This window comes from Agromyces sp. CCNWLW213, assembly GCF_037199545.1.
Lineage (GTDB): Bacteria > Actinomycetota > Actinomycetes > Actinomycetales > Microbacteriaceae > Agromyces.
In genome coordinates, this window is sequence record NZ_JBBBDX010000003.1 from 203,512 (window position 1) to 225,622 (window position 22,111).

Genomic DNA, 22,111 nt, shown 5'->3' on the forward strand with positions numbered 1-22,111 from the left:
CGCGCCTCAGTCCTTGTCCTTGCCCTTGCCCTTCCCCTTGCCCTCGTCGCTGTTGCCGCGGCCGCTGTCGTCGTCGTCGTCACCGTCGTCGTCCTCGGGTGCCGGCGCCGGGGCGGGCGCCGGCTCGGGCTCGGGCTCGGGCGGGATCGCGGCGATGGCGGCCTCGAGGTCGGCGCGCACGAGCGCGATCGCGTCGCGGATGCGCTGCTCGCGCCCGCCGTCGAGCTCGCCCTCGGCGACCGCCTGCTCGAGCTCGGCCTCGAGCGCCTCGACGGCGGCGAGGGCGTTGGCGTACTCCCCGCGCGCCGACGTGTCGGCGATGGCGACGACCCGGCTCCGGAAGGCCTCGGCCTGTCCGGCGGTGAGGTCGGCGGCCGGTGCGGCGGTGCAGCCGGCGAGGCCGACGGCGACGGCGACGGATGCCGCGGCCAGCGCGGCTCGGATCCTCATGCTCATGGCGTGACCGCCTCCTCGAGCTCCTTCAGGTGGTCTCCGAGTTGACCCGGCACGCTCGGCAGCGGCGTGGCCGGAGGCGTCGGCTCGGCATCGGAGGCGAGCCCGCCGACGACCGTCGGCACGAGCACCGCGAGCAGCAGCAGGGCGGCGCCGATCGCCGCCGCCGGGAGGAGCCACGGCGGGCGCTCGCGCCACCGCTCGGCCATCGACGGGGTCCGGCGGCGCTCGCGAGCGGGCGCCGCCGCCGGAGCGGTCGGAGCGGTGAGGATGCGCGTCGCGGCCGTCCCGTCGTCGTCGTCGACGTGGTGGGTGGCCGGCGCCGGTGTCGGTGCAGGCATCGTGCCCCCGCGCGTCGCGGGGAGCACCTGCGTGTCGCCCAGAGTGCCGGACGGGTAGGTCATAGCCGTCGCGCCCCCGTCTCCGGGCGGGGTGGTCGCGACGCCCTGCGCGACGTCGCCTGCGACCGTGATGTCGAGCGACTGGGCGGCGAGCGCGACGTCGAGCGCAGTGGGGCGGTCGGCGGCGTCGCGCGCCGTCATCGCGCGGAGCAGGTCGACCCAGTCGGGGCCGAGCGTGGTCGGGATCTCCGGGTCGCGCACGAGGCGCGCGCTGGCGGACTCGAGGGCGGGCCCGGGGAACGCCTGCACGCCGGTCAGCGCCTCGAGGATCACGAGGCCCAGCGAGTAGATGTCGGCGGCACTGCCGAGCGCCTCGCCGCGCACCTGCTCCGGGCTGAGGTATCCCGGGGTGCCGATGATCCGGCCCGTCGCCGTCAGCCGCGACTCGTCGAGGAGCCGCGCGATGCCGAAGTCGGCCAGCTTGGCGTTCCAACGTCGCGTCGGCAGGTGCGCCGGGGCGAGCAGCACGTTCGCCGGCTTGACGTCGCGGTGCACGATGCCGCGCGAGTGGATGACGTGCAGGCCCTCGGCGAGGTCGCCGAGCATGCGCGCGACCTCCTCGCGGGAGATCGGGCCGGAGCGCAGGATCTCGCGGAGGTCACGGCCCTCGACCAGTTCCATGACGAGGAACTCGCGATGCGTGGCGCCGTCCTTGGCCGCGTCGTACAGGGTGACGAGCGAGGGATGGGTGAGGCTCGCCAGGAGCGCCGTCTCGGACTTGCGCCGGTCGGCGTCGTCGATGCCCTCGGTCGCGGGCGAGAAGACCTTGACCGCCACCTTGCGCCCGAGTGCCAGGTCGTCGGCCCGGTACACGGCGGCCATGCCGCCGCGACCGATCAGCCCGTCGATGCGGTAGCGGTCGTCGAGCACGGCATCGAGCAGTGGATCCGCGGTGCCGACGGCCGACGGCACCGGCTCGGGCAGGTGTTCGGTGGAGGAATCCATCACTGGAAGGGTAGCCCCGATGGCTGGGAGCGCCACCGGGTTGCGTTCAGCCGAAGATCATCGGCAGGTCCTCGTCCTCCGGGTCGAGGTCGAGTTCGACGAGCACCGGCACGTGGTCGCTGGGGGCGTCGCCCTTGCGCTCGTTGCGGTGGATCGAGGCCGCGGTGACGGCATCGGCGAAGGGAGCGGAGCCCAGGATGAAGTCGATGCGCATCCCCTCGTTCCGCGGGAACTTCAGCTGCTTGTAGTCCCAGTACGTGTAGCCGGTCGGCACGAGCGGACGCACCACGTCGACCACGCCGGCCTGTTCGAGTGCGGAGAACGCCGCGCGCTCGGCGGGCGACACATGCGTCGTGAGGCCCTCGACCACGACCGGGTCGCCGTTGTCCTCATCGGTCGGGGCGATGTTGAAGTCGCCCATGAGCGCGAACGGGCGGTCGGGATGGGCCCCGGTCTCGGCGCGCGCGTGCTCGGCCAGCGCCGCGAGCCAGTCGAGCTTGTAGACGTAGTGGGGGTCGGCCAGCGACCGGCCGTTCGGTACGTAGAGGCTCCACAGGCGCACGCCGTCGACGGTGGCGCCGATCGCGCGCGCCTCCTTCGGCAGGTCCGGACCCTCCTGGCCCTTCAGGAACCCGGGCATGCCGGGGAACTCGACGGCCACGTCCTCGATGGGGCGCCGGCTCGCGATGGCGACGCCGTTCCACTGGTTGAGCCCGTGGATCGCGAGCTCGTAGCCGGCGGCCTCGAACGCCTCGTGCGGGAACTGCTCGTGCGTGCACTTGATCTCCTGCATCGCGAGCACGTCGACGTCTTCCCGTACCATCCAGTCGACCACGCGGCCGTAACGGGTGCGGATCGAGTTGACGTTCCAGGTGGCGATGCGCATGGTCACCAGCCTAGGCATGACCGACGACCCGGGCGGACCCCGGAGACGGCGACGGGCGCGCCCCGCGAGGGAGGCGCGCCCGTCGTTCGCGGGGCCGATCAGCAGGAGCGGAACGGCTCCCACGAGTCGTAGTACAGCGGCTGGTACTTGCCGAGCACGAAGAAGTCCGCGATCTGGAGCGCGGCGACCTGCGCCTGGATGCCCTCGCTCGTGCACGCCTCCGAGGTGATGTACAGCGGCGCCTGCAGCCATCCCGCGACGGGAGCTCCCGCGAGCGCATCCGGGAAGTTCGAGCCGCTGGCGGTGAAGCCGTAGATCGCCCAGTCGCCGGTCCAGACGTACTCGACGATCGCGAGCGCCGTCGAGTACCGGTCGGCGCCCGCGAGGCGGACGACCTCCGGGGCCGTGGACAGCTTGCCGATCGCGGCCTGGATGCCGTTCGACACGACCGCGGCGCTTCCCGCGATGCCCACCTCGACGGCGCCGAGCTTCGTGAGCGCGCTCGCCGAGGCGACGTCGAGCGTCGACGACGAGCCCGGCACGATCAGCACCGGCACGTCGGCGGCCGCCGCGGCGCCGCTGGCCGACAGCGCGTCGGGGAAGTTGGCGCCGGTCGCGACCCACGCGGCCTGCGCGGTGCCGAACTCGCCCGCGACGATCCTCCGGGACGTGTCGTAGCGGTCGGTGCCCGCGTAGCGGGTCACGGGGGCGATGCCCTTCAGCGCCGACTCGACGCCCGAGGAGACGACGGCCGCGCTGCCCGCGATCACGATGCGCTCCGGGGCGAGGCGCTGCAGTTCCTCGAGGACGATCGGGGGGATGGTCGTGCCGGGCACGAGCAGCAGCGGTCCGCCGCAGTGCGCCGCGGCCGGTCCGGCGCTGAGCGCGTCGGGGAAGTCGGCGCCGGTGGCGATGAACGCGCACGGCACCCCCTCGCCGAAGGCGGTCTGCGACGCGAGGACCGCGGTCTCGTAGCGGTCCTTGCCCGCGATGCGCCACTTCTGCAGGGGCTCGAGCTCCTCGTTCGCCCCGTCGAACGACTCGCCGTCGGCGAGCGTGATGACGTTGGCCCACGACACGTGCTGCGCGTCCTCCCAGAACTCCGGGATCAGCGGGGTGCCGGCGGCGAGGTCGTAGGCCAGCACGACGTACTCGCCCGCGGGCAGCCCCGCGAGCGTGTACGCGCCCGACGCGTCGGTCTGCGCGACGCTGAATCCCAGCCAGTCACCGCTCGCGTCATCCCACTTCACGGCCAGCGCCTCGCCCGTGGGCAGGCCGCCCTGCGAGGCGCCCTTCGCCCAGTGGGTGATGGTGCCGCTGATCGACGCGGTCGCGGTCGCGGCCGACGAGTCGGACGACTCGGCGGAGAACGACTTCGCGCGCGCCTCGCCTGCGACGGGGGAGCCCGACAGGAACGAGGCGGGCGTGCCTTCGGCGGGACGCGCGAGCAGTCCCGAGGCGGCGTCGTCGGAGGTCGCCTCGCTCGCCGTGGGCGGCGGGGCGACGTCGGGGAGGGCGGGCTCGGCGGCGTGGGCCGGCGCGATGCCGCTGGCGAGGAGGGCCAGGGAGGCGACGAGCACGGCGGCTCGACGCATCCCGGCCGGGGGCGCAGGGGCCATGGGGGTCCGTTCGGGGTCGGGGGTGCGCAGCCCGGGCGGACCGCCAGCCCATGCTAGGCGCGGCGGGCCGGTTCACGCCAGAGCCGCGCGCCCCGCCATCACTCCCGGGGCTCGCGCCGGCCGATGCGCGGCACCACGATCCAGAACACGAGCAGCAGCACGAGCGAGACGACGCCTGCGACCCACCCGGCCTGGCGGCTCACCGCGACGTCGAAGATCAGCATCGCGACGCCGGCCGCCACGAGCGACACCACCACGAGCAGGGTCAGCAGCAGCGCGTTCGCGAGGCGCACGACGCGCTCCTTCTGCTTCTGCCCGCTGAGCTGGCGGTGCAGGATGACGGGCGCGAGCCCGAGCATGGTCGAGATCGTCGCGAGCACGACCAGGACGAGGTACAGGTTCACCTCGTAGCGCTCGAGCTCGGCGAACTTGGGCTGGAAGACCACGGCGAGCAGGAAGCCCGTGATGAGCTGCGTGCCCGTCATCACCACGCGCAGCTCCTGCAGGATGTCCTGCCACTTCCGGTCGAGTCGCTCGCCGGGTGTCTCGTCCCGGATCTCGTTCGGATCGCCGTCGTCGGGGAGCGTGCCGCGTGGGGAGTCGTACGTCATGAGCGGATGCTACTGCCGGGGCATCCGCTCGTGACAGGCCCTTGCCACGGCGGGGTCAGCCCGACATCGGGCGGACGCCCGAGCCGGCGATCGAGGCGCCGATCCAGAACGCCGCGATCATCAGCGCGATGCCGACGAGCGGGACCCAGAACGCGATGCGCCGCAGCACGAGCACCACGATCGCCCCGAGGAGCGCGGCGAGCCCGGCGAGGATGACGCCGCCCACCGCCGTGAAGGCGCCCGTCGTCATGACGTCGTAGTCGCACGTCGACGACGCGCCGCACGAGTCGCCGCCGAACGCGAGCAGGAGGAAGGCGAAGACGGCCAGGACCAGTCCGCCCCCGACCATGAGGACGAGCAGGACGATCGTGAGCACGAGGTCCCACACGATCACCGGACGCCGTCCGGGTGCCGCCGTGCCGGTCATGGGCCACCTCCCGCAGCGCCCGCCGCTCGCGCGCCTCGAGCGCAGTCTGTCAGCGCCCGCCGCCTGCTGCCAAGATGTGAGGAGGGCCGGTGGAAGGGGTGCGCGTGCGGTACAGCATCGAGGGCGTCGAGGGGCTGCCCGAGATCACGGCGGGCGTCGACCTCGCGGCGCTGATCGTCGGCGCGCTGGACGAACCGCTCGCCGACGGCGACATCCTCGTCGTGACCTCGAAGATCGTCTCGAAGGCCGAGGGTCGCGTCGTGCGCGCCGACGACCGTGAGCAGGCCATCACCGACGAGACGGTGCGCGTGGTCGCCACCCGCCGCACCGGCGACTTCGTCACCCGCATCGTCGAGAATCGCCTGGGCGTGATCGGCGCGGCCGCGGGCGTCGACGCCTCGAACGCTCCCGAGGGCACCGTGCTGCTGCTGCCGGTCGATCCCGACGCGTCCGCGCGCGCGCTCGCCACCGGCATCCGCGCGTTGACCGGTGCGCGCGTCGGAGTCCTGCTCTCCGACACGCTGGGCCGCCCGTGGCGCGAGGGCCAGACCGACATCGCGATCGGCGCGGCCGGCGTGCACGTGTTCGACGACCTCAGGGGCCAGACGGATGCCGCGGGCAAGCCGCTCGCCGTGACCATGCCGTGCGTCGCCGACGAGCTGGCAGGGGCGGCCGAGCTCGTGAAGGGCAAGGCGGCGGGGGTGCCCGTCGCCGTCGTGCGCGGACTCGGTCGCCTCGTGGGCGACCTCGACCTGCCGGGCGCGCGGTCGATCGTCCGGCCCGCCGACCGCGACCTGTTCCGCCAGGGCGCCGAGGAAGCGTACGACGAGGGGTACCGTGCGGGATTCGACGAGGCGCAGGCGGAGGGGCCGCTGCGCGGGGCGTGAGCGGATCCGCCCGATCGGGTGCCCGCGGCCCCGCGGCGGGGCAGGATGGAGGGGTGCCAGTCCGAATCGGCTACGCCGCGATGCTCGAGCAGTTCGCTCCGTCCGAGGCGATCGCCTACGCCGAACTGGCCGAGCGGCACGGCTTCAGCGGGGTCATGGCCACCGATCACTTCCAGCCCTGGCTGCCGCAGCAGGGGCAGTCGGGGCACGTCTGGAGCGTGCTCGGAGCGGTCGGCGCCCGCACCGCCGGGGACTTCGGCCCGGGCGTGACCACACCCACCTTCCGCACGCACCCGGCTGTCGTCGCGCAGGCCAGCGCGACGCTCGCGTCGATGTACCCCGGGCGGCACTGGCTCGGCATCGGATCGGGCGAGGCCCTCAACGAGCACGTCGTCGGCGAGTACTGGCCCGAGGCCCACGAGCGCATCGCCCGGATGTTCGAGGCGGTCGAGGTCATCCGCAAGCTCTTCACGGCGTCCCTCGCCGGCCGTGAGGTGCGCCACCACGGACCGCACTTCCGACTCGAGACCACCCGGCTGTGGACCATGCCGCAGGTCGCGCCGCCCATCCTCGTCGCCACGGCGGGACCGGTCACCGCCCGCCGCGCGGGCAGGGTCGCCGACGGGCTCATCACGACGGGGGCGCCCTACGACCGGCTCGCCGCCCTCGTCGCGCGGTTCGCGGAGGGCGCGCGCGAGTCCGGCCGCGACCCGGGCGGCCTGCCCCGGGTGCTGCAGTTGCACGTGTCGTGGGCGCCGACCGACGAGGAGGCCATGCGGAACGCCCTCGCCGAGTGGCCCATCGGCGGGATGCGCTTCTCCCGCAGCGACATCCGCTCGCCGTTCGAGTTCGAGCAGCTCGCCCGGATCGTACGGCCCGAGGACTTCGAGGGCCGCATGCTCGTCTCCGCCGACCCCGACCGGCACCGCGCGCACATCCAGCGCCATCTCGACCTCGGCTTCGACCGCGTCTACCTGCACAACGTGGGCCGCAACCAGGCCGAGTTCCTCGAGGTGTTCGGCCGCGACGTCCTGCCCGGGCTGCGGGCATGAGCCGGGGTCCGGCCGGTGCCGGCTCGCTGCCGCCGGAGGAGTTCGCGCGCACGGGAGGTGCGATCGCGGGGTCCCGCCCTCCCGAGCGTGCGTCATCCTCCGCCATTGCGATCGACCCCCTGCGAGCGGATGCCACGCGATGGACGGTCGTCGTGCCCGTGAAGTCGCTGACCGGCGCGAAGACGCGGCTCGCTCCCGAGCTGTCGCCGCCGGAGCGCGCCGCACTCGCGCGCGCGTTCGCCCTCGACACGATCGAGGCCGCCGCCGGGGCGGAGCTCGTGGCGCGCGTGGTCGTCGTGTCCGACGAGCCCGCGATCGAGGGTGCACTGCGCGAGATGCCCGGGGTCGAGGTGGTGCCCGAGGTGGGGCCGCGCGGCCTCGGCGCGGCCATCGCGCACGGCGTCGCCGTGGCCCGCACCCAGGCGCCGGGATCTCGCGGTCGGAGGCAGGCATCCGCCGGTCCGGAACGCGCGGCCTCCGCACGGGATGCCGGCGACGCGGACCCCGTCGCGGTGGCGGTGCTGCTCGGCGACCTGCCGAGCGTGCGGGCGACGGACCTCGACGCCGCGCTCGAGGCCGCGGCGCGGCATCCGCTCGCCTTCGTGCCCGACGCCGAGGGCGCCGGGACGACCCTCGCGACGGCCCGGCGGGGTGAGCCGCTCGTCGCGCACTTCGGCGCCGATTCGGCCGCCCGCCACGCCGCCGCGGGCTTCGCCGACCTGGTCGCCGAGCATCCGACCGCGATCGCACCGCGGCTGCGACGCGACGTCGACACGGCGTCCGAGCTCCGCGAGGCCGTCGCGCTCGGCGCCGGCCCGCGCACCGCCACCGTCGTCCGCGACATCTCCGCCGCAGCCCCCGGACCGCGGCATCCGTTCGAACCGCCGGCCCCGACGGCCGGCGCAGACAGGAAGGCAGCATCGTGACCCTGACCCTCGGATACAAGGCCAGTGCCGAGCAGTTCGATCCGCGCGAGCTCGTCGAGATCGCCGTCGCGGCCGAGGCCCACGGCATGGAATCCGTGTGGACCAGCGACCACTTCCAGCCCTGGCGGCACACGGGCGGGCACGCGCCGTTCTCGCTGACGTGGATGGCCGCGGTGGGCGAGCGGACCTCGACGGTGAAGATCGGCACGAGCGTCATGACGCCGACGTTCCGGTACAACCCCGCCGTGCTCGCGCAGGCCTTCGCGTCGCTCGGGGTCATGTACCCCGACCGCGTCATCGCGGGCTTCGGCACCGGGGAGGCGCTCAACGAGGTCGCGACCGGGTTCCGAGGTGCCGGCGAGCAGGAGTGGCCGGAGTTCCGGGAGCGATTCGCGCGCCTGCGCGAGTCGGTGCGGCTCATGCGCGCGCTCTGGAACGGCGAGCGGGTCAACTTCGAGGGCGAGTACTACTCCACGCACGACGCGTCGATCTACGACAAGCCGGAGGGCGGCGTGCCCGTCTACATCGCGGCCGGCGGACCGACCGTGGCCAAGTACGCCGGCCGCGCAGGCGACGGGTTCATCTGCACGTCGGGCAAGGGCCCCGAGCTCTACGTCGACCAGCTCATCCCCGCGGTCAAGGAGGGCGCCGAGGCCGGCAAGCGCGACTACGACGCCATCGACCGGATGATCGAGATCAAGCTGTCGTACGAGGAGGACGAGGACGACGCCCTCGACAACTGCCGCTTCTGGTCGCCGCTGTCGCTCTCGAAGCAGCAGAAGCACGACATCACCGACCCCGTCGAGATGGAGCAGGCGGCGGACGCGCTGCCGATCGAGGAGATCGCCGGGCGGTGGATCGTCGGCACCGACCCCGACGACGTCGTCGACGAGATCGGCCAGTACATCGACTGGGGCTTCAACCACCTCGTGTTCCACGCGCCCGGCCACGACCAGCGCCGCTTCCTGGAGCTGTTCGAGCGCGACCTCGCGCCGCGGCTGCGCGCCCGCGCCGGCGTCTGACCGCCGCCGCCCGCGCCGCGGGCCGTATCGAGACCCCGGACGCCGGGTCTCGATACGGCCCGACAGAGCGAACCGACCACGAGGGGGATCACTCCGCCGGTTCGAGCACCAGCCCCGTGCCGCCCCCGCGGCGCACCGGTTCGGCCGCCGCGGTCATGAGTCCGTCGGGATCGACCTCGATCGCCGCGACCGCGCCGATCTCCGCCGCGGTGACGAACGTGTGACCGTACGCCGCGAGCTCGGTCTCGTACGCCGCGCGGAACGCCGCCTCGGCCGAGACCGCCGCCGTGTTCCGTTGCGACGCGCGCGGCGCCGCCACCGCCTCGGGCAGCGACATGCCGAGATCGATGCGGTTCAGCAGCACCTGCGTCACGGTGGTGATGATCATCGAGCCGCCCGGCGAGCCGACCACGTAGCGCACCTCGCCGTCGTCGAGCACGATCGTGGGCGACATCGACGAACGGGGCCGCTTGCCGGGCTCGACGGTGTTCGGGTCGCCCGGGAAGGCGGGCGCGAAGTTGAAGTCGGTCAGCTCGTTGTTCAGGATGAACCCCCGGCCGGGCACGGTCATGCCCGATCCGCCGGTCTGCTCGATCGTGAGCGTGTACGCGACGGCGTCGCCCCAGCGGTCGACGACCGACAGGTGCGTGGTCGAGACGCCCCGGTCGCCGGATGCCGCGGCCGCCGCCGCCTCGCACCCGGTCGCATCCAGGTCGCCCGCCGCGACGGGCTTCGGCAGGGCCTGCTGCGGGTCGATCTCGCACGCGCGCGAGTCCGCGAACTCCTGGCTGAGCAGCGTCTCGGTCGGCACGTCGACGAATGCGGGATCGCCGACGTACTCGCGTCGGTCGGCGAACGCCAGGGCCGTGGCCTCGAAGTAGAGGTGCAGCGCCTGCCCCGCGTCATCCGCCGACAGGTCGAAGTTCTCGAGGATGTTGAGCGACTCGCCGACGGTCGTGCCGCCCGACGACGACGGCGCCATGCCGAAGACGTCGAGGCCGCGGTACTCGACGTGCGTCGGGTCCTGGAAGAGCACCTCGTAGTCGTCGAGGTCCTCGGCCGTCATGAAGCCGGGGTAGGCGGGGAGCTCGCGGTCCTCGACCGTGGCCGGCTCCTGCACGAGCGCGGCGATCTCGTCGGCGATCGCGCCCTCGTAGAACGCATCGGTGCCGCGGAGCGCGATCTCCCGGAGCGTCTTCGCGAGGTCCGGGTTGCGGAACGTGGAGCCGACCGCGGGCGGGGCGCCGCCGGGCAGGAACAGGTCGGCGGTGGCCGGGAACTGCGAGAACCGCGCCTGGTTCGCCGCGGTCTGCGCCACGAAGGTCTCGTCGACCGTGAACCCGCGGGTGGCGAGCAGGATGGACGGCTTCAGCAGGTCCTTCAGCGACCGCGTGCCGTACTCGTCGAGCGCCGCCTCCCACGTCGCGACCGTGCCGGGCACGCCCACCGAGAGGCCCGACGAGACGGCGTCGTCGAACGCGTACGGCGTGCCGGTGGCGGGATCGATGAACGCGTCGCTCTCCATGCCCGCCGGCGCCGTCTCACGGCCGTCGATCGTGGTGACCTCGCCGGTCTCGGCGTCGAAGTGCACGAAGTATCCGCCGCCGCCGATGCCGGCGCTGTACGGTTCGGTGACGCCCAGCGCCGCCGCGGTGGCGACCGCGGCGTCGGCCGCGTTGCCCCCCTTGCGCAGCACCTCGAGCCCGACGCGACTGGCCTCGGCGTCGACGGACGACACGGCGCCGCCGTATCCCGTCGAGGTGGACGGTGCCGGCGGCGCGGGTCGGCCGGCTGCGACGGCGTCGGCCGGCGTCGCGACGGCGGCACTCCCGAACGACACGGCCGCCGCGAGGGCGAGGGCGGATCCGCGGATCACGGACCGCCGATGGACGAGCTCGACCATGAGACAGACCCCCCGAACTGGTGACGACAGTGGTCCGCACCCTAGACCCGTCCCGCAGCCGCGGCAACCGTCGCGCGCCGGGATCCTGTGGGTTCGCCGCGCGACCGGTCGCGCCGTCCCCCGCAGGCGTAGCCTGATGGCATGAGCCCACGCACCGGCGGGCCGTCCCGATTCCGTGCCCGCGTCCTCGTGCCGGCGATCGGCGTGCCCGTCGCCGTCACGGCCGCGGTCCTCGTGCCCCTGCAGGCGACCGCCGCGGTCGACCTGCCCGACAAGACCGTCGAGGAGCTCATCGAGTTCGCCGAGTCGAGCGACGTCGACGCGCTGTCGGGGACCATCGAGCAGCGGTCCGAACTCGGGCTGCCCGGCCTGGGCGGGTTGACCGGCGGCGGGGACGACGACGACTACGGGTCGGATGCCGCGGCGTCCGCCGGGCTCGACGAGCTGCTCGCACTCGCGACCGGCAGCTTCGACGCGAACGTCTACCTCGACGGCGACCTGGCACGCCTGCAGGTGCTCGACCGGATGGCGGAGCGGAACGTCTACCTCGGCCCCGACGAGGCGTGGTTCGTCGACTCCGAGACCGAGACCGCCACACGGCTCACCGTGCCGGACGATGCCGACCTCGAGGGCATCGAGGCGGATCTCGAGGCGGAGGCCGACCGGCTCGCGGCCGAGGCGAAGGCGAAGGCCGAGGCCGAGCTCCCCGACGGCGAGGAGCTGCCGACCCCGCAGCAGCTGCTCGACCGCGCGCTCGAGCGACTCGACGAGACCACCGAGGTGTCCGTGGGCGCCGACGGGCGCGTGGCCGGGCGCGACGCGTACGAGCTCGTGCTCGAGCCGCGGACCGACGAGACCCTCATCGGCGAGATCCGCGTGGCCGTCGACGGCGAGAACGGCGCCGCGCTCGCGGCATCCGTCACCGCTCGGGGTGCGATCGAGCCCGCGTTCTCGACCGGCTTCACCGACGTGTCGTTCGCCGCGCCCGATGCCTCGGTGTTCGCGTTCGAGCCGGCCGACGGGTTCGCGGTCACCGAGGAGGAGCTCCCCGTCCCGACCGCCGAGGAGTGGGCGCAGTGGAAGGCCGACGCCGAGACGCGCGCCGAGGGCGACGACGGTGCCGCCCCCGACGCGCCCGGCGACCTGCCCGAGCCCGTCGTGCACGGCGAGGGCTGGGCGACCGTCGTCGAGCTCGACGCCGCCGCGGCCATGCAGGCGCTCGGCGAGCACGCGGCCGAGGCCGAGGGTGGTGCCGGCGCCGCGGCCGCCGGCCCGAGCGAGGAGCAGCTCGCCGAGGCATCCGACGCCTTCGAGGCCCTGACGACCCCGGTCGACGGCGGCCGGGCGCTGCAGACCTCGCTCCTGTCGGTGCTCATCACCGACGACGGGCGCGTGCTCGCCGGTTCGGTTCCCGTCGACACGCTCGTCGAGTACGCCGCGTCGGGTCGCTGACGGGACGCCGGTGACCGAGCTCGCGATCGAGACGCACGGGCTCACCAAGCGCTTCCGCGCGCAGACCGCCGTCGACGGCATCGACCTCGCCGTGCCGCGGGGGTCGGTGTTCGGCTTCCTGGGCCCGAACGGCTCGGGCAAGACCACGACGATCCGGATGCTGCTGGGCCTCGTCGGCGCGACGGCCGGCGGCGCGCGCGTGCTCGGCGGCGACATGCCGCGCGCGCTGCACGACGTGCTCCCGCGGGTCGGCGCGCTCGTCGAGGGCCCCGCGTTCGCGCCGTTCCTCTCGGGCGCGGCGAACCTGCGCCGCTTCGACGCCGCCGACCGCCACGCGCCGCCGGCCACCCGGGCGGCCCGGGTCGCGGTCGCGCTCGACCGCGTCGGGCTCTCGCACGCGGCGCGCAAGAAGGCGGGCGCGTACTCGCTCGGCATGAAGCAGCGGCTCGGGCTCGCGAACGCCCTGCTCATGCCGCGCGACCTGCTGGTGCTGGACGAACCGACGAACGGCCTCGACCCGCAGGGCACGCGCGAGGTCCGCTCGCTCATCCGCTCGTTCGCGGCGGACGGCACGACCGTGTTCGTCTCGAGCCACCTGCTCGCCGAGGTCGAGCAGCTCTGCACGCACGTCGGAGTGATGAGCGCCGGGCGGCTCGTCGCCCAGGGCACGCTCGAGGAGTTCCGCCGGTCCGGGGAGTCGCGCATCGAGGTCGTGACGCCCGATCCGGGGCGGGCGCGGGGCACGCTCGCGCGGCTGGGCCTGGTGACGGATGCCGCGGACGCGGCACTCGACGCCGAGGCGGGGCCGTCCGACGCCGTCGTGACGGCGCTGCTCGGCGACGCGGGCGAACGCGGCGAGGTCGCACCGGACGAGATCGTGGCCGCGCTGGTCGCCGACGGCGTGCGCGTCCGGGGGTTCGCGGTGCGGCGCACGAGCCTCGAGCAGCGCTTCGTCGAGCTCACGGGGGAGGGGTTCGATGTCGTCGCCTGAGGCGCCTGAGGCGCCTGAGGCGCCAGAGGCGCCCGCGGCGATCCGGACGGCCGAGCGTCCGGCCCGTTCGCTCGGCGCGGCCCGCCCCGGGATCGGGCTGTCGTTGCTCGCCTCGGAGCTCGTCACCCTCTTCCGGCGCTGGCGCACGTGGGCCATGCTCGCCGCGCTCGGGCTCATCCCGGTCCTCATCGGCATCGCCATCCGCCTGGCCGGTCCCGCCGGGCCCGGTCGCGGACCGGCGTTCCTCGACCAGATCGCGGGGAACGGCCTCTTCGTCGGGGTGACGGCCCTCGTCGTGGCGACGCCGCTGTTCCTCCCGCTCACGATCGCCGTCGTCTCGGGCGACGCGATCGCGGGCGATGCGAGCCTCGGCACGCTGCGCTACCTCGTGATCGCCCCGGCCGGCCGCATGCGCCTGCTCGTCGTGAAGTACCTCGTCGCCGCGGCGTTCTGCCTCGCCGCCGCGCTCACCGTCGTGGCGGTGGGCACGATCGTCGGGTGGGTGCTGTTCCCCGTGGGGCCGGTCACGCTGCTCTCCGGCGGGCAGATCGCGGTCGGCGAGGGGCTGCTGCGCTTCCTCGCGATCGGCGCCTACGTCGCCGTGTCGATGCTCGGGCTCTCGGCGATCGGACTCTTCGCCTCGACGCTGACCGTCGTGCCGGTCGGCGCCATGGCGGCCACGGCGATCCTCGCGGTCGCCGCGCAGATCGCCGGCGCGATCCCCCAGCTCGAGTGGCTCCACCCGTTCCTGTTCACCGACCGGTGGTTCGACTTCGCCGACCTGCTCCGCTCGCCGCCGTCGTGGGCGTCGTTCGGCGAGAACGCGCTCGTGCAGGCCGCCTACGTCGCGGTGTTCGGCGGGCTCGCGGCGTGGCGGTTCGCGACGCGCGACATCCTGTCGTAGGCGCCGCGAGAGGAGATCGCGGGCTCGGGCGGGCGACTCCGGGCGAAGGCTCCTCCCGCGCGTCCGATGTCCTCCGCGACCTCGGTGCGCTCGGCGAGCACGCCCGACCCGTGCTCCGCCTCGAGGCGCTCGCGCACGCGGAACCACGGCGTCGCCCGGATCGCGGCCTCGACCCCGTCGAGGTGTCCGGCGTCGGCGAGGGGGACCGGCCCGATGCCGTACGCCACCAACAGGCGGCCTCCCGGTCGGACTGCGCCGGCGAGTGCGCGCAGCTCGGGCAGGGCGGCGGAGGTCCAGAACACGTTGACGTTCACCCCGATCGCCGCATCGAACGGGCCGAGCGACGGATCGAGTCCGGCGAGCGGGGTCAGCACCACCTCGACGGCCCCGGATGCCGCGGTGCCGGCGACCCGCTCCCGGATCCGTTCCACGGCGGCCGCCGACCGGTCGATCGCGACGATCGGCGGGCGGCCCGCGGCATCCGTCGACACGGCCTCGCACAGGAGCTCGACCGAGGCGCCCGTCCCGGAGCCGATGTCGAGGAGCCGCTCGCCCCGCCGCGGGGCGAGCACGTCGATCGCCCAGCGCACGCGGTCGGGGACGGAGGTCATGCGTCGCGCAGCCCCGCGCCGTCGTGAGCCCTGGACGCGAGGCTCGCGATGACCCTCACGCGACCCACCTCACGCCGGTCCCCCTCGACGCTCATCGGTAGATCCGCTCGGCGTACGACGGGCCGTAGTACGCGTCGAGCTCGGCGAGCTCGGCCGCCGGCTGCTCGATGGCCTTCGCGATGAGCGCGCGGCGACGCACGGCGTCGGGCTGCCACGTCTCCGGGTCCCACGCCCGCGAGCGCAGGAACGCCTTCGAGCAGTGGAAGAAGACCTCCTCGACGTCGACCACGAGGGCGAGCTGCGGCCGATGCCCCCTCACCGCCATCCCGTCGAGGAACGGTGCGTCGCGCACGATCGTCGCGCGACCGTTGATGCGGAGGGTGTCGCCCCGGCCGGGGACCGCGAACAGCAGCCCGACCCGCGGATTGCGGAGGATGTTGTGGAACCCGTCGGCCCGCCGGTTGCCGGGCCGTTCCGGCACCGCGATCGTGGTGTCGTCGAGCACGAGGGCGAACCCCGCCGGATCGCCCTTCGGGGAGACGTCGAGCCGGCCGTGCTCGTCGCTCGTCGCCACGACGGCGAGGGATGCCGCGGCGAGCCATTCCCGGTCGACCTCGTGCAGCCGGTCGCGCGTCTTCTCGGCGACGCGCGGGATCGGCGTGCCGACGATCGCCTCGAGCTCGTCGGCGGTCGTGACCGGGATGCCGCGTGCGCTCATGCCACCATCCTGCACCCCGGCCGCCGACGTCAGGAGACGGCGCGGCGCTCGCCGATGCTCGGCGGGAGCTTGCAGAGGTCGTAGAAGTAGCGCTTGGGCGAATCCTCCGCGGTCACGTCGACGTCGACGTTCACGCCCGCGTGGGGGAGCTCGTCGCCCGCCAGGGTCCACACCGTGAAGTGCCAGATCCCGCGGACCGCGTCGTTCAGCAGGCGGCGTCCGTCGACGACGAGCACCGTGTCGTCGCCCTCCGCGCCGGGCAGCGTGCCAGCCCGGAACGGCTCGACGGTGCCGCTGCGGAGCGTCGCCTCGTCGATGTCGCCGACCGAGACGCGCACCGCGGGCTGCCCGCGCTCGCCGAGGACGGTCGCCAGGTCGTCCGCGAAGCGCGCGGCCGGCGCATCCGATGCTCCCTCGACCGCGACGAGGCGCCGCCCCTGCCGGGAGTTGTGCAAGAACTCCTCGGCGACCGACTCGAGGAGTGTCCGCCGGTTGTCGCTCAGCCGTCCCATGGACCTCAGGCTACGCCCGAGGTCCATGGGAGCGGATCAACCGCCGTTGCGCTTGAGCATCCATACGGGGTCGTGCGACGTGTCGATCTTCGGCTCGGCCTCCTCCGGGCTCACCGGCGACGGCGCGGGCGCAGGGGCGGTCGGCGCCTCGGGCGGCGGTGCCGCGCCCTCGGTCGGTGCGGGAGCCATCTTCGCCCCGGCTCCGTCGACGACGTCGAACAGCGCCTTGGCCTGGCTGATCACCGCGTTGGACACCACGGCGGCGCTGCCGACCGCGATGACCTGCGAGACCCGGTTGCGCACGATCTCCTCCGCGGCGCCCGCGCCGAGCGCGTTGCTCACGAGCACGAGGACCCCGCCGGACGACGCCACGGCGGGCGCGGCGGCCAGCGCGTCGGGGAAGTCGAGGCCGGTCGCCAGGTAGGCCGTCGGGGCTTCGGACGGGCCGCGCAGGTCGCGGGTGATGGCGCGCGACGTCTCGTAGCGATCCTGCCCGGCGAGCCGGACGACCTCGGGCGCGAGCGACCGCAGTTGGGTGAGCACGCTCTCGCTGACGACTGCGGCGCTGCCCGCCACGACGATGCGCTGCGGCTGCAGGCGCTGCAGCTCGGCGAGGGTCGGCGTCTGCAGGGTGTCGCCCTTGTTGAGCAGGACGGGGCCGCCGAGGGCGGCGCCGGCCGACCCCGCGGCCAACGCGTCGGGGAAGTTGAGTCCCGTGGCCACGTAGGCGACCGGAACCCCCGGTTCGAAGGCGCCCTTCGACAGCTCCGCGGCCGTCGCGTACCGGTCGGCGCCGCCGCGGCGCTCCACGGTCGCTCCCGTCAGCGTCTCGATCTCGGCGGCGACGGCGTCGCTCACCACGGCCGCCGAACCGGCGATGATCACCTTCGACGGGGCCAGGCGCGTGAGCTCGTCGCGGACGACGGCCGGCACCTCGTCGCCCTTGACCAGCAGGATCGGTCCCTCGCCGCGCGTCACCGGCGTCGCGCTGAGCGCGTCGGGGAAGTCGCTGCCCGTCGCGACGACGACCGTGCCGCCGGTCGCCTCGAAGTGACGGCGGGAGACCAGCACAGCGGTCTCGTAGCGATCGCTGCCGCTGTCGCGGGCGAAGTCGGCCGAGAGCTCGAAGTCGCTCGCCCTCGCGATGACGTTGCCCATGACGGTGCGGATCCACGGGTTGTCGTACCCGGCGACGCCCCCGAGCGCCTGGTTGATGCGCCAGGTGCCGGCGCTGAACACGTTCGCGCCCGACGGGGCCTTGTACATCCACGACTCCGCGATGCCGGAGTGGCCGTGGACGTCGACGAACGGCGACCGGGCGAGGAGCGTCCGCGACGTCGCGCTGGGGGCCGGGAAGTTCGACATGTACTTGTCGACCTCGCCGCCGACGAGGTTCGCCAGGCGGGATCCCGCCACGAGTCCGGTGCCGCGGTAGGCCCAGTGGGACGGGTTCTGCACGACCCAGGCCGCGTTGGCGCGCGTCTCGCCGTGCGGGTCGTCGTACTGCACCCCCACGAGCCGCTGTTCGGCGCGTCCCGTGCTGCGGAAGAGGATCGTCTCGTCGGCGAGCGTGGTCACCGGGTCGATCGAGGCGTTCTTGTAGCTGACGACGACACGGCGGTCGACCCCGGCGGCGGACGGCTCGTACCGCACCTGCCAGAAGACCGAGTTGCCGCCCAGGAAGGAGAGGTCGACCCCCGCGTCGCGGGCCTGCTCGGCCGCGGTGTACATCGCGCCGGTCCAGTACTCGTCATGGCCGACCGAGAGCATGGCCCTCTGGCCGAGCGGGATCGACGGGTCGCGGTCGAGGTCGGCGTTCGTCACGTACTTCACCGGCCAGCCGCGGGACTCGAGGTAGGCCCCCGTCCACACCGGCTCCCAGATCTTGTGGCTCACGCCCGACCACGCGTACGGCCGGTCGAAGCTGACCTTGACGGCCCGCGTCGTGCCGGCGACGGTCTTCGCGCCGGAGGAGTTGAACTCGTAGAGGCTCTTGCCGGCGCCCTCCGGATAGCTGTTGTAGGCCTGCATCGTGTTGACGGGCAGCATGGCGACGACGGCGTCCTGCTGGGCGTCGTCGCGGACGACGAACTGCGCCCAGTTCTGGTACTGCCCCTTGGTGAGGACGACGAGGTAGATGCCGGACATCCACTCCTCGTCGGTGTCGAACGTGAGGGTCGTCGACCAGGGGCAGGTCAGCATCCCCGTGCTCGTGTTCGTCTGGCACGCGGGCTGCTTGATGCCCGGCGCCGTCCCCTTGGTGATGAGCCGACCGCCGTGCCCCTGGTACCAGCCCATGCGGAACACGGAGTACTCGAACTCGCCGGCGCTCGCGACGCTGACCTTCAGGTCGATCGACTCGCCCACGTCGATGCTCGTCGCGGACATGAAGCCCTTGATGGGGCTCGTCGTGTCGGCGCCGATCTGCTTGCCGGCCGCGGGGATCCGCCACGCGGACGAGCCCGGCTTGCGGTTCTCGAGGACCACGGGGTTGGTCGTGTCCGGAAGCGCGGCGGCCGCCACGGCGGTCGCGGATGCCGCGGGCGCGGCAGCGGGGACGGGCTCGGCCTGGGCGGCCGGAGCGGCGAGGCCCGCGTGCGCAAGGGACACCGTGAGGGCGGCGACGACGAGCGCGCGGGCGGTCCTGAGACCCATAGGTTCCTCCATTGGGGTGCGCTGAACGCGCGGATGTCGATCGCTCGACGAGGTTCGGTCCTGTGCACCCTAGGCCCCCGCGGAACACGGCGCCACCCCGCATACGGGGTAGAAGGCGCGGTCGGGCGGGTGCCTCAGCCGCGGACGTGGAGCCCGTCGCTCGGCGCCGGCTCCTCAGCCGGGTCGGGCGCCGCCGCATCGGCGTCCGGTTCGGCGAACGCGATCAGCGGCCGTCCGGTCGCGGGATGCGCCATCACGTGCGCCTCGACCCCCCACACGGCGCGGATGAGCGCGGGGGTGAGCACCGCGGTCGGCGCGCCGGCCGCGACCACGCGGCCGCGCGCGAGCACCACGACGTGATCGGCGTACGACGCGGCGAGCGACAGGTCGTGGAGTGCCGCGAGCACGCTGAGCCCGTCGGCGGCGAGTCGTCGCAGCAGCCCGAGCGTCGAGAGCTGGGCACGGATGTCGAGGTGGTTCGTGGGTTCGTCGAGGAGCAGCAGCTCGGGTTGCTGTGCGAGGGCGCGGGCGAGGTTCACGCGCTGCCGCTCGCCGCCCGACAGCTCGTCGTAGCGCCGCGCCGCGAACTCCGCGGCTCCCGCGGCGACCAGCGAACGCGTGACGACCTCGCGGTCGCGCGAGGTGCCGCCGCCCCACGCGGACTGGTGCGGGATGCGGCCGAGGCCGACCACGTGCTCGACCCGGAGGCCGTCGGGCGCCTGCGCGTCCTGCTCGACGAGGGCGATGCGGCGGGCGCGCTCCCGCCGGCGCAGCGAGACCAGGTCGTCGCCGTCGAGCGTGAGCGCCGCGACATCCGCCGCCTCGACGCCGGCGACGAGGTGGAGCAGCGTCGACTTCCCGGCGCCGTTCGGTCCGAGCAGGGCGCCGACCGCCCCGCGGGGCACGGTGATGTCGACGCCGTCGACGACGAGGCGCGAGCCCCGTGCGAAGGAGACCCGCGACCCCTCGAGGCCGGCCCCCGGCCGCAGCGCGCTCACGAGGCCCTCCGCGCGCGCAGCATCAGCGCCGCGAACACCGGTCCGCCGACGAGGGCGGTCAGGATGCCGACCGGCAGTTCCCGCGGATCGAACAGCGTGCGCGCGCCCGTGTCGACCCACACGAGGAACACCGCGCCCGCCAGCGCGGAGAGCGGCAGCAGGGCGCGGTGGCGCGAGCCGACCACGAGCCGGACGGCGTGCGGCAGGATCAGCCCGACGAAGCCGATCGCGCCGCTCACGGCGACGAGGGCGCCGGTGAGCAGCGCCGTCGCGATGAGCAGCAGCGCCCGCGTCCGCGGCACGTGCACTCCCAGGGCGGATGCCGCGGTGTCGCCGAACGCGAAGGCGTCGAGCGTGCGCCCGGTCGCGAGCAGCGGCACGCCGACGAGGAGCAGGGCGCCGCCGGCGAGCGCGACCGCAGGCCAGTCCGCCCCCGAGAGCGACCCGAGCAGCCAGTTGAGGATCTCGCGGTAGCTGTCGTTGGTCGCACTCCAGAAGATCACGAGGCTCGTGATCGCGCCGAACACGGCCGAGACCGCGAGGCCCGCGAGCACCGTCGTGGTCGGGCCGAGCCCGCCCGCCGCGCGCGCGAGGCCGAGCGTCGCCGCCAGCGCGGCGAGCGCGCCCGCGAACGCGGCCACCGGCAGCGCGACGGCCATGCCGAGCACCAGCACGATCACGGCGCCGACCGACGCACCCGACGACAACCCGAGCAGGTACGGGTCGGCGAGCGGGTTGCGCGTGAGCGCCTGCATGACCACGCCGCAGATCGCGAGGCCCGCGCCGACCGCGGCGGCGGTGAGCACGCGCGGCATCCGAAGCTCCCACACGATGCCGTCGCGCAGCGGCGACAGCGTCGGCTCGCCGAGGCCGAGGTGCGCGGCGATCGAGGCGAGCACGTCGGCGGGTGCGAGTCCGGCCGGTCCGATCGTGACCGCGAGCACGACGGATGCCGCGAGCAGCCCGACGAGCGCGACGCCCGCACCGACCGCGGTGGCGGTGCGGGTGCCGCCGCCGGGCGTCGGCGCCGCGGGAGCGGTCGCCGGCCCCGAGGCATCCGTCGCCGTGCTCGCCCGCATCGTCATCAGAGGCTCCCGAGCTGCTCCACGATCGAGGCGACCGCGTCGACGTTGCGCACGCCGGCCTCGGTCGCGGGGAAGTCGACGATCACGTACCGACCCTGCTGCACGGCCGGCATCGCGGCGGTGGCCGGGTTGGCCTCGAGCTTCGCGATCTTCGACTCGGCCGTGTTCCACGCGGCATCGACGAGCACGATCACGTCGGGATCCGCGTCGACGACGGCCTCCCACGACAGCGAGGTCCACGAGTCGCGCACGTCGGCGACGACGTTCTCGAGCCCGGCGGCCTCCATGATCATCTGCGGCGCGCCCGTGCCGGCGCCGACGAAGGGCTGGTCGTCGCCCGACGAGTACCAGAGCGCGGTGAGCCCGGCCCTGCTCGGCTCGATCGCGGCGAGCGCGTCGCGCTGCTCGGCGACGAGGTCGGCCGCGGCATCCGTCACGCCGAAGATCTCGCCGGCCTGCTCGAACCCGGCGAAGACCCCGTCGAAGGTGAGCGGGTCGGGCCGGTAGCCCTCGCCCTGGCACGCCGCCGGCGCGACGTAGGTGCGCACGCCGAGCTGCTCGAGCGTGGCCCGGTCGCCGGCGCCCTCGGCCGTGAGGTTCGACTCCCAGCCGGCGAACACGAGATCCGGCTCGGCGGCGAGCGTGGCCTCCTGGGAGGGCACGCGGTCGGACAGGATCTCGATGCCCGCGGCGGCGTCCGCGTACTCGTCGGGGACGGGGCCGTCGGTGAAGGCCGCGCCCACGACGCGGTCCTCGAGGCCGAGGGCGAGGAGCAGCTCGAGCGTCGAGGACTTGACGGCGACGACGCGTTCGGGAGCCTGCTCGAAGGTCACCTCGGTGCCGCAGTTGTCGATCGTCAGCGGGAACCCGGATGCCGCGGCCGCGGGTTCGGCCCCTGTGCCGGTGTCGGCGTCGTTCGCGCACCCGGCGAGCAGGACGACGGAAGCGGCGGCGGCGGCGAGCGCGGCGGCGCGTGCTGCTCGGCGGGGACGACGGGGGACGGCGGGCATGGGGACCTCCGGGACGGCGTGCGTGTTCGTGGTCCGACAGTCG

At 74.1% G+C, this 22,111-nt stretch carries 21 protein-coding genes; 7 read left to right on the forward strand and 14 right to left on the reverse strand.

The window, feature by feature from the left end; translation table 11 throughout:
* Nucleotides 1–6: 6 nt before the first annotated feature.
* The 6 genes from WBQ80_RS08280 to WBQ80_RS08305 form a co-directional block, all read right to left on the reverse strand.
* A complete protein-coding gene (locus tag WBQ80_RS08280) occupies nucleotides 7–456 on the reverse strand; it encodes a hypothetical protein (protein WP_336571711.1) in 450 nt (149 codons plus the stop codon).
* Entirely contained in the window at nucleotides 453–1,799 is a 1,347-nt protein-coding gene (locus tag WBQ80_RS08285; RefSeq protein ID WP_337282518.1) for a serine/threonine-protein kinase, read from the reverse strand. The genes WBQ80_RS08280 and WBQ80_RS08285 overlap by 4 nt, the downstream gene beginning before the upstream one ends.
* A gap of 46 nt (nucleotides 1,800–1,845) precedes the next feature.
* Entirely contained in the window at nucleotides 1,846–2,685 is an 840-nt protein-coding gene (locus WBQ80_RS08290; protein ID WP_336571709.1) for an exodeoxyribonuclease III, read from the reverse strand.
* Between the two features lie 98 nt (nucleotides 2,686–2,783).
* Nucleotides 2,784–4,304 (reverse strand): cell wall-binding repeat-containing protein, encoded by a 1,521-nt coding sequence (locus tag WBQ80_RS08295; protein ID WP_336571708.1) that lies wholly within the window; start codon nucleotides 4,302–4,304, stop codon nucleotides 2,784–2,786.
* 98 nt (nucleotides 4,305–4,402) lie between these two features.
* Nucleotides 4,403–4,915, reverse strand: a complete 513-nt coding sequence (locus tag WBQ80_RS08300; RefSeq protein ID WP_336571707.1) for a DUF6328 family protein — start codon at nucleotides 4,913–4,915, stop codon at nucleotides 4,403–4,405.
* 55 nt (nucleotides 4,916–4,970) lie between these two features.
* Nucleotides 4,971–5,342, reverse strand: a complete 372-nt coding sequence (locus WBQ80_RS08305; protein WP_336571706.1) for a hypothetical protein — start codon at nucleotides 5,340–5,342, stop codon at nucleotides 4,971–4,973.
* Nucleotides 5,343–5,446: 104 nt separating this feature from the next.
* Here WBQ80_RS08305 and cofE point away from each other — a divergent pair, with 104 nt between their 5' ends.
* From cofE to fgd, 4 genes are read left to right on the forward strand one after another with little or no spacing between them, the layout of a single operon-like run.
* Nucleotides 5,447–6,229, forward strand: coding sequence for a coenzyme F420-0:L-glutamate ligase (gene cofE, locus WBQ80_RS08310; protein WP_442892691.1), 783 nt, complete (start codon nucleotides 5,447–5,449; stop codon nucleotides 6,227–6,229).
* Nucleotides 6,230–6,282: 53 nt separating this feature from the next.
* Complete coding sequence (locus WBQ80_RS08315) at nucleotides 6,283–7,281, forward strand: TIGR03557 family F420-dependent LLM class oxidoreductase (RefSeq protein ID WP_336571705.1); 999 nt, start codon at nucleotides 6,283–6,285, stop codon at nucleotides 7,279–7,281.
* Nucleotides 7,278–8,207: a 2-phospho-L-lactate guanylyltransferase gene (locus WBQ80_RS08320; protein WP_336571704.1), complete on the forward strand. Its 930-nt coding sequence runs from the start codon at nucleotides 7,278–7,280 to the stop codon at nucleotides 8,205–8,207. Before WBQ80_RS08315 ends, WBQ80_RS08320 begins: the two co-directional genes overlap by 4 nt.
* Nucleotides 8,204–9,229 (forward strand): glucose-6-phosphate dehydrogenase (coenzyme-F420), encoded by a 1,026-nt coding sequence (gene fgd / locus WBQ80_RS08325; protein WP_336571703.1) that lies wholly within the window; start codon nucleotides 8,204–8,206, stop codon nucleotides 9,227–9,229. Before WBQ80_RS08320 ends, fgd begins: the two co-directional genes overlap by 4 nt.
* Nucleotides 9,230–9,317: 88 nt before the next feature.
* Here fgd and ggt read toward each other — a convergent pair whose 3' ends face one another.
* Nucleotides 9,318–11,132, reverse strand: coding sequence for a gamma-glutamyltransferase (gene ggt, locus WBQ80_RS08330; protein WP_336571702.1), 1,815 nt, complete (start codon nucleotides 11,130–11,132; stop codon nucleotides 9,318–9,320).
* Between the two features lie 141 nt (nucleotides 11,133–11,273).
* Here ggt and WBQ80_RS08335 point away from each other — a divergent pair, with 141 nt between their 5' ends.
* Genes WBQ80_RS08335 through WBQ80_RS08345 form a run of 3 tightly spaced genes read left to right on the forward strand, consistent with a single transcriptional unit; the run spans nucleotide 11,274 to nucleotide 14,479 of the window.
* A complete protein-coding gene (locus tag WBQ80_RS08335) occupies nucleotides 11,274–12,584 on the forward strand; it encodes a LolA family protein (RefSeq protein ID WP_336571701.1) in 1,311 nt (436 codons plus the stop codon).
* Nucleotides 12,585–12,594: 10 nt separating this feature from the next.
* Entirely contained in the window at nucleotides 12,595–13,575 is a 981-nt protein-coding gene (locus WBQ80_RS08340) for an ABC transporter ATP-binding protein (protein ID WP_336571700.1), read from the forward strand.
* Nucleotides 13,562–14,479, forward strand: a complete 918-nt coding sequence (locus WBQ80_RS08345; RefSeq protein ID WP_336571699.1) for an ABC transporter permease — start codon at nucleotides 13,562–13,564, stop codon at nucleotides 14,477–14,479. The genes WBQ80_RS08340 and WBQ80_RS08345 overlap by 14 nt, the downstream gene beginning before the upstream one ends.
* Here WBQ80_RS08345 and WBQ80_RS08350 read toward each other — a convergent pair.
* The 7 genes from WBQ80_RS08350 to WBQ80_RS08380 all read right to left on the reverse strand — a co-directional run bounded on the left by WBQ80_RS08350 (nucleotide 14,416) and on the right by WBQ80_RS08380 (nucleotide 22,068).
* Nucleotides 14,416–15,090, reverse strand: a complete 675-nt coding sequence (locus WBQ80_RS08350) for an SAM-dependent methyltransferase (RefSeq protein WP_336571698.1) — start codon at nucleotides 15,088–15,090, stop codon at nucleotides 14,416–14,418. The genes WBQ80_RS08345 and WBQ80_RS08350 overlap by 64 nt on opposite strands.
* Nucleotides 15,091–15,181: 91 nt before the next feature.
* On the reverse strand, nucleotides 15,182–15,808 hold the full coding sequence (locus WBQ80_RS08355) for an MSMEG_1061 family FMN-dependent PPOX-type flavoprotein (protein ID WP_336571697.1): 627 nt from the start codon (nucleotides 15,806–15,808) through the stop codon (nucleotides 15,182–15,184).
* A gap of 29 nt (nucleotides 15,809–15,837) precedes the next feature.
* Complete coding sequence (locus tag WBQ80_RS08360) at nucleotides 15,838–16,320, reverse strand: hypothetical protein (RefSeq protein WP_336571696.1); 483 nt, start codon at nucleotides 16,318–16,320, stop codon at nucleotides 15,838–15,840.
* Between the two features lie 36 nt (nucleotides 16,321–16,356).
* Nucleotides 16,357–18,975 (reverse strand): N,N-dimethylformamidase beta subunit family domain-containing protein, encoded by a 2,619-nt coding sequence (locus tag WBQ80_RS08365; protein ID WP_336571695.1) that lies wholly within the window; start codon nucleotides 18,973–18,975, stop codon nucleotides 16,357–16,359.
* Nucleotides 18,976–19,109: 134 nt separating this feature from the next.
* The gene (locus WBQ80_RS08370; RefSeq protein WP_336571694.1) at nucleotides 19,110–19,973 is read right to left on the reverse strand and encodes an ABC transporter ATP-binding protein; all 864 of its coding nucleotides are present in this window, start codon (nucleotides 19,971–19,973) and stop codon (nucleotides 19,110–19,112) included.
* Nucleotides 19,970–21,058, reverse strand: coding sequence for a putative F420-0 ABC transporter permease subunit (locus WBQ80_RS08375; protein ID WP_336571693.1), 1,089 nt, complete (start codon nucleotides 21,056–21,058; stop codon nucleotides 19,970–19,972). The genes WBQ80_RS08370 and WBQ80_RS08375 overlap by 4 nt, the downstream gene beginning before the upstream one ends.
* The gene (locus WBQ80_RS08380; protein WP_336571692.1) at nucleotides 21,058–22,068 is read right to left on the reverse strand and encodes a putative F420-0 ABC transporter substrate-binding protein; all 1,011 of its coding nucleotides are present in this window, start codon (nucleotides 22,066–22,068) and stop codon (nucleotides 21,058–21,060) included. The genes WBQ80_RS08375 and WBQ80_RS08380 overlap by 1 nt, the downstream gene beginning before the upstream one ends.
* Between the last annotated feature and the right edge of the window lie 43 nt (nucleotides 22,069–22,111).

What these genes read in the sequence shown, in the direction of transcription:
- WBQ80_RS08345 (WP_336571699.1), top strand. Translation starts at nt 13,562, where the DNA reads ATGTCGTCGCCTGAGGCGCCTGAGGCGCCTGAGGCGCCAGAGGCGCCC.
- WBQ80_RS08360 (WP_336571696.1), bottom strand. Translation starts at nt 16,320, where the DNA reads ATGGGACGGCTGAGCGACAACCGGCGGACACTCCTCGAGTCGGTCGCC.
- WBQ80_RS08295 (WP_336571708.1), bottom strand. Translation starts at nt 4,304, where the DNA reads ATGGCCCCTGCGCCCCCGGCCGGGATGCGTCGAGCCGCCGTGCTCGTC.
- WBQ80_RS08320 (WP_336571704.1), top strand. Translation starts at nt 7,278, where the DNA reads ATGAGCCGGGGTCCGGCCGGTGCCGGCTCGCTGCCGCCGGAGGAGTTC.
- WBQ80_RS08280 (WP_336571711.1), bottom strand. Translation starts at nt 456, where the DNA reads ATGAGCATGAGGATCCGAGCCGCGCTGGCCGCGGCATCCGTCGCCGTC.
- WBQ80_RS08335 (WP_336571701.1), top strand. Translation starts at nt 11,274, where the DNA reads ATGAGCCCACGCACCGGCGGGCCGTCCCGATTCCGTGCCCGCGTCCTC.
- WBQ80_RS08290 (WP_336571709.1), bottom strand. Translation starts at nt 2,685, where the DNA reads ATGCGCATCGCCACCTGGAACGTCAACTCGATCCGCACCCGTTACGGC.
- WBQ80_RS08375 (WP_336571693.1), bottom strand. Translation starts at nt 21,058, where the DNA reads ATGACGATGCGGGCGAGCACGGCGACGGATGCCTCGGGGCCGGCGACC.
- ggt (WP_336571702.1), bottom strand. Translation starts at nt 11,132, where the DNA reads ATGGTCGAGCTCGTCCATCGGCGGTCCGTGATCCGCGGATCCGCCCTC.
- WBQ80_RS08300 (WP_336571707.1), bottom strand. Translation starts at nt 4,915, where the DNA reads ATGACGTACGACTCCCCACGCGGCACGCTCCCCGACGACGGCGATCCG.
- WBQ80_RS08355 (WP_336571697.1), bottom strand. Translation starts at nt 15,808, where the DNA reads ATGAGCGCACGCGGCATCCCGGTCACGACCGCCGACGAGCTCGAGGCG.
- WBQ80_RS08365 (WP_336571695.1), bottom strand. Translation starts at nt 18,975, where the DNA reads ATGGGTCTCAGGACCGCCCGCGCGCTCGTCGTCGCCGCCCTCACGGTG.
- WBQ80_RS08350 (WP_336571698.1), bottom strand. Translation starts at nt 15,090, where the DNA reads ATGACCTCCGTCCCCGACCGCGTGCGCTGGGCGATCGACGTGCTCGCC.
- WBQ80_RS08285 (WP_337282518.1), bottom strand. Translation starts at nt 1,799, where the DNA reads ATGGATTCCTCCACCGAACACCTGCCCGAGCCGGTGCCGTCGGCCGTC.
- WBQ80_RS08380 (WP_336571692.1), bottom strand. Translation starts at nt 22,068, where the DNA reads ATGCCCGCCGTCCCCCGTCGTCCCCGCCGAGCAGCACGCGCCGCCGCG.
- WBQ80_RS08305 (WP_336571706.1), bottom strand. Translation starts at nt 5,342, where the DNA reads ATGACCGGCACGGCGGCACCCGGACGGCGTCCGGTGATCGTGTGGGAC.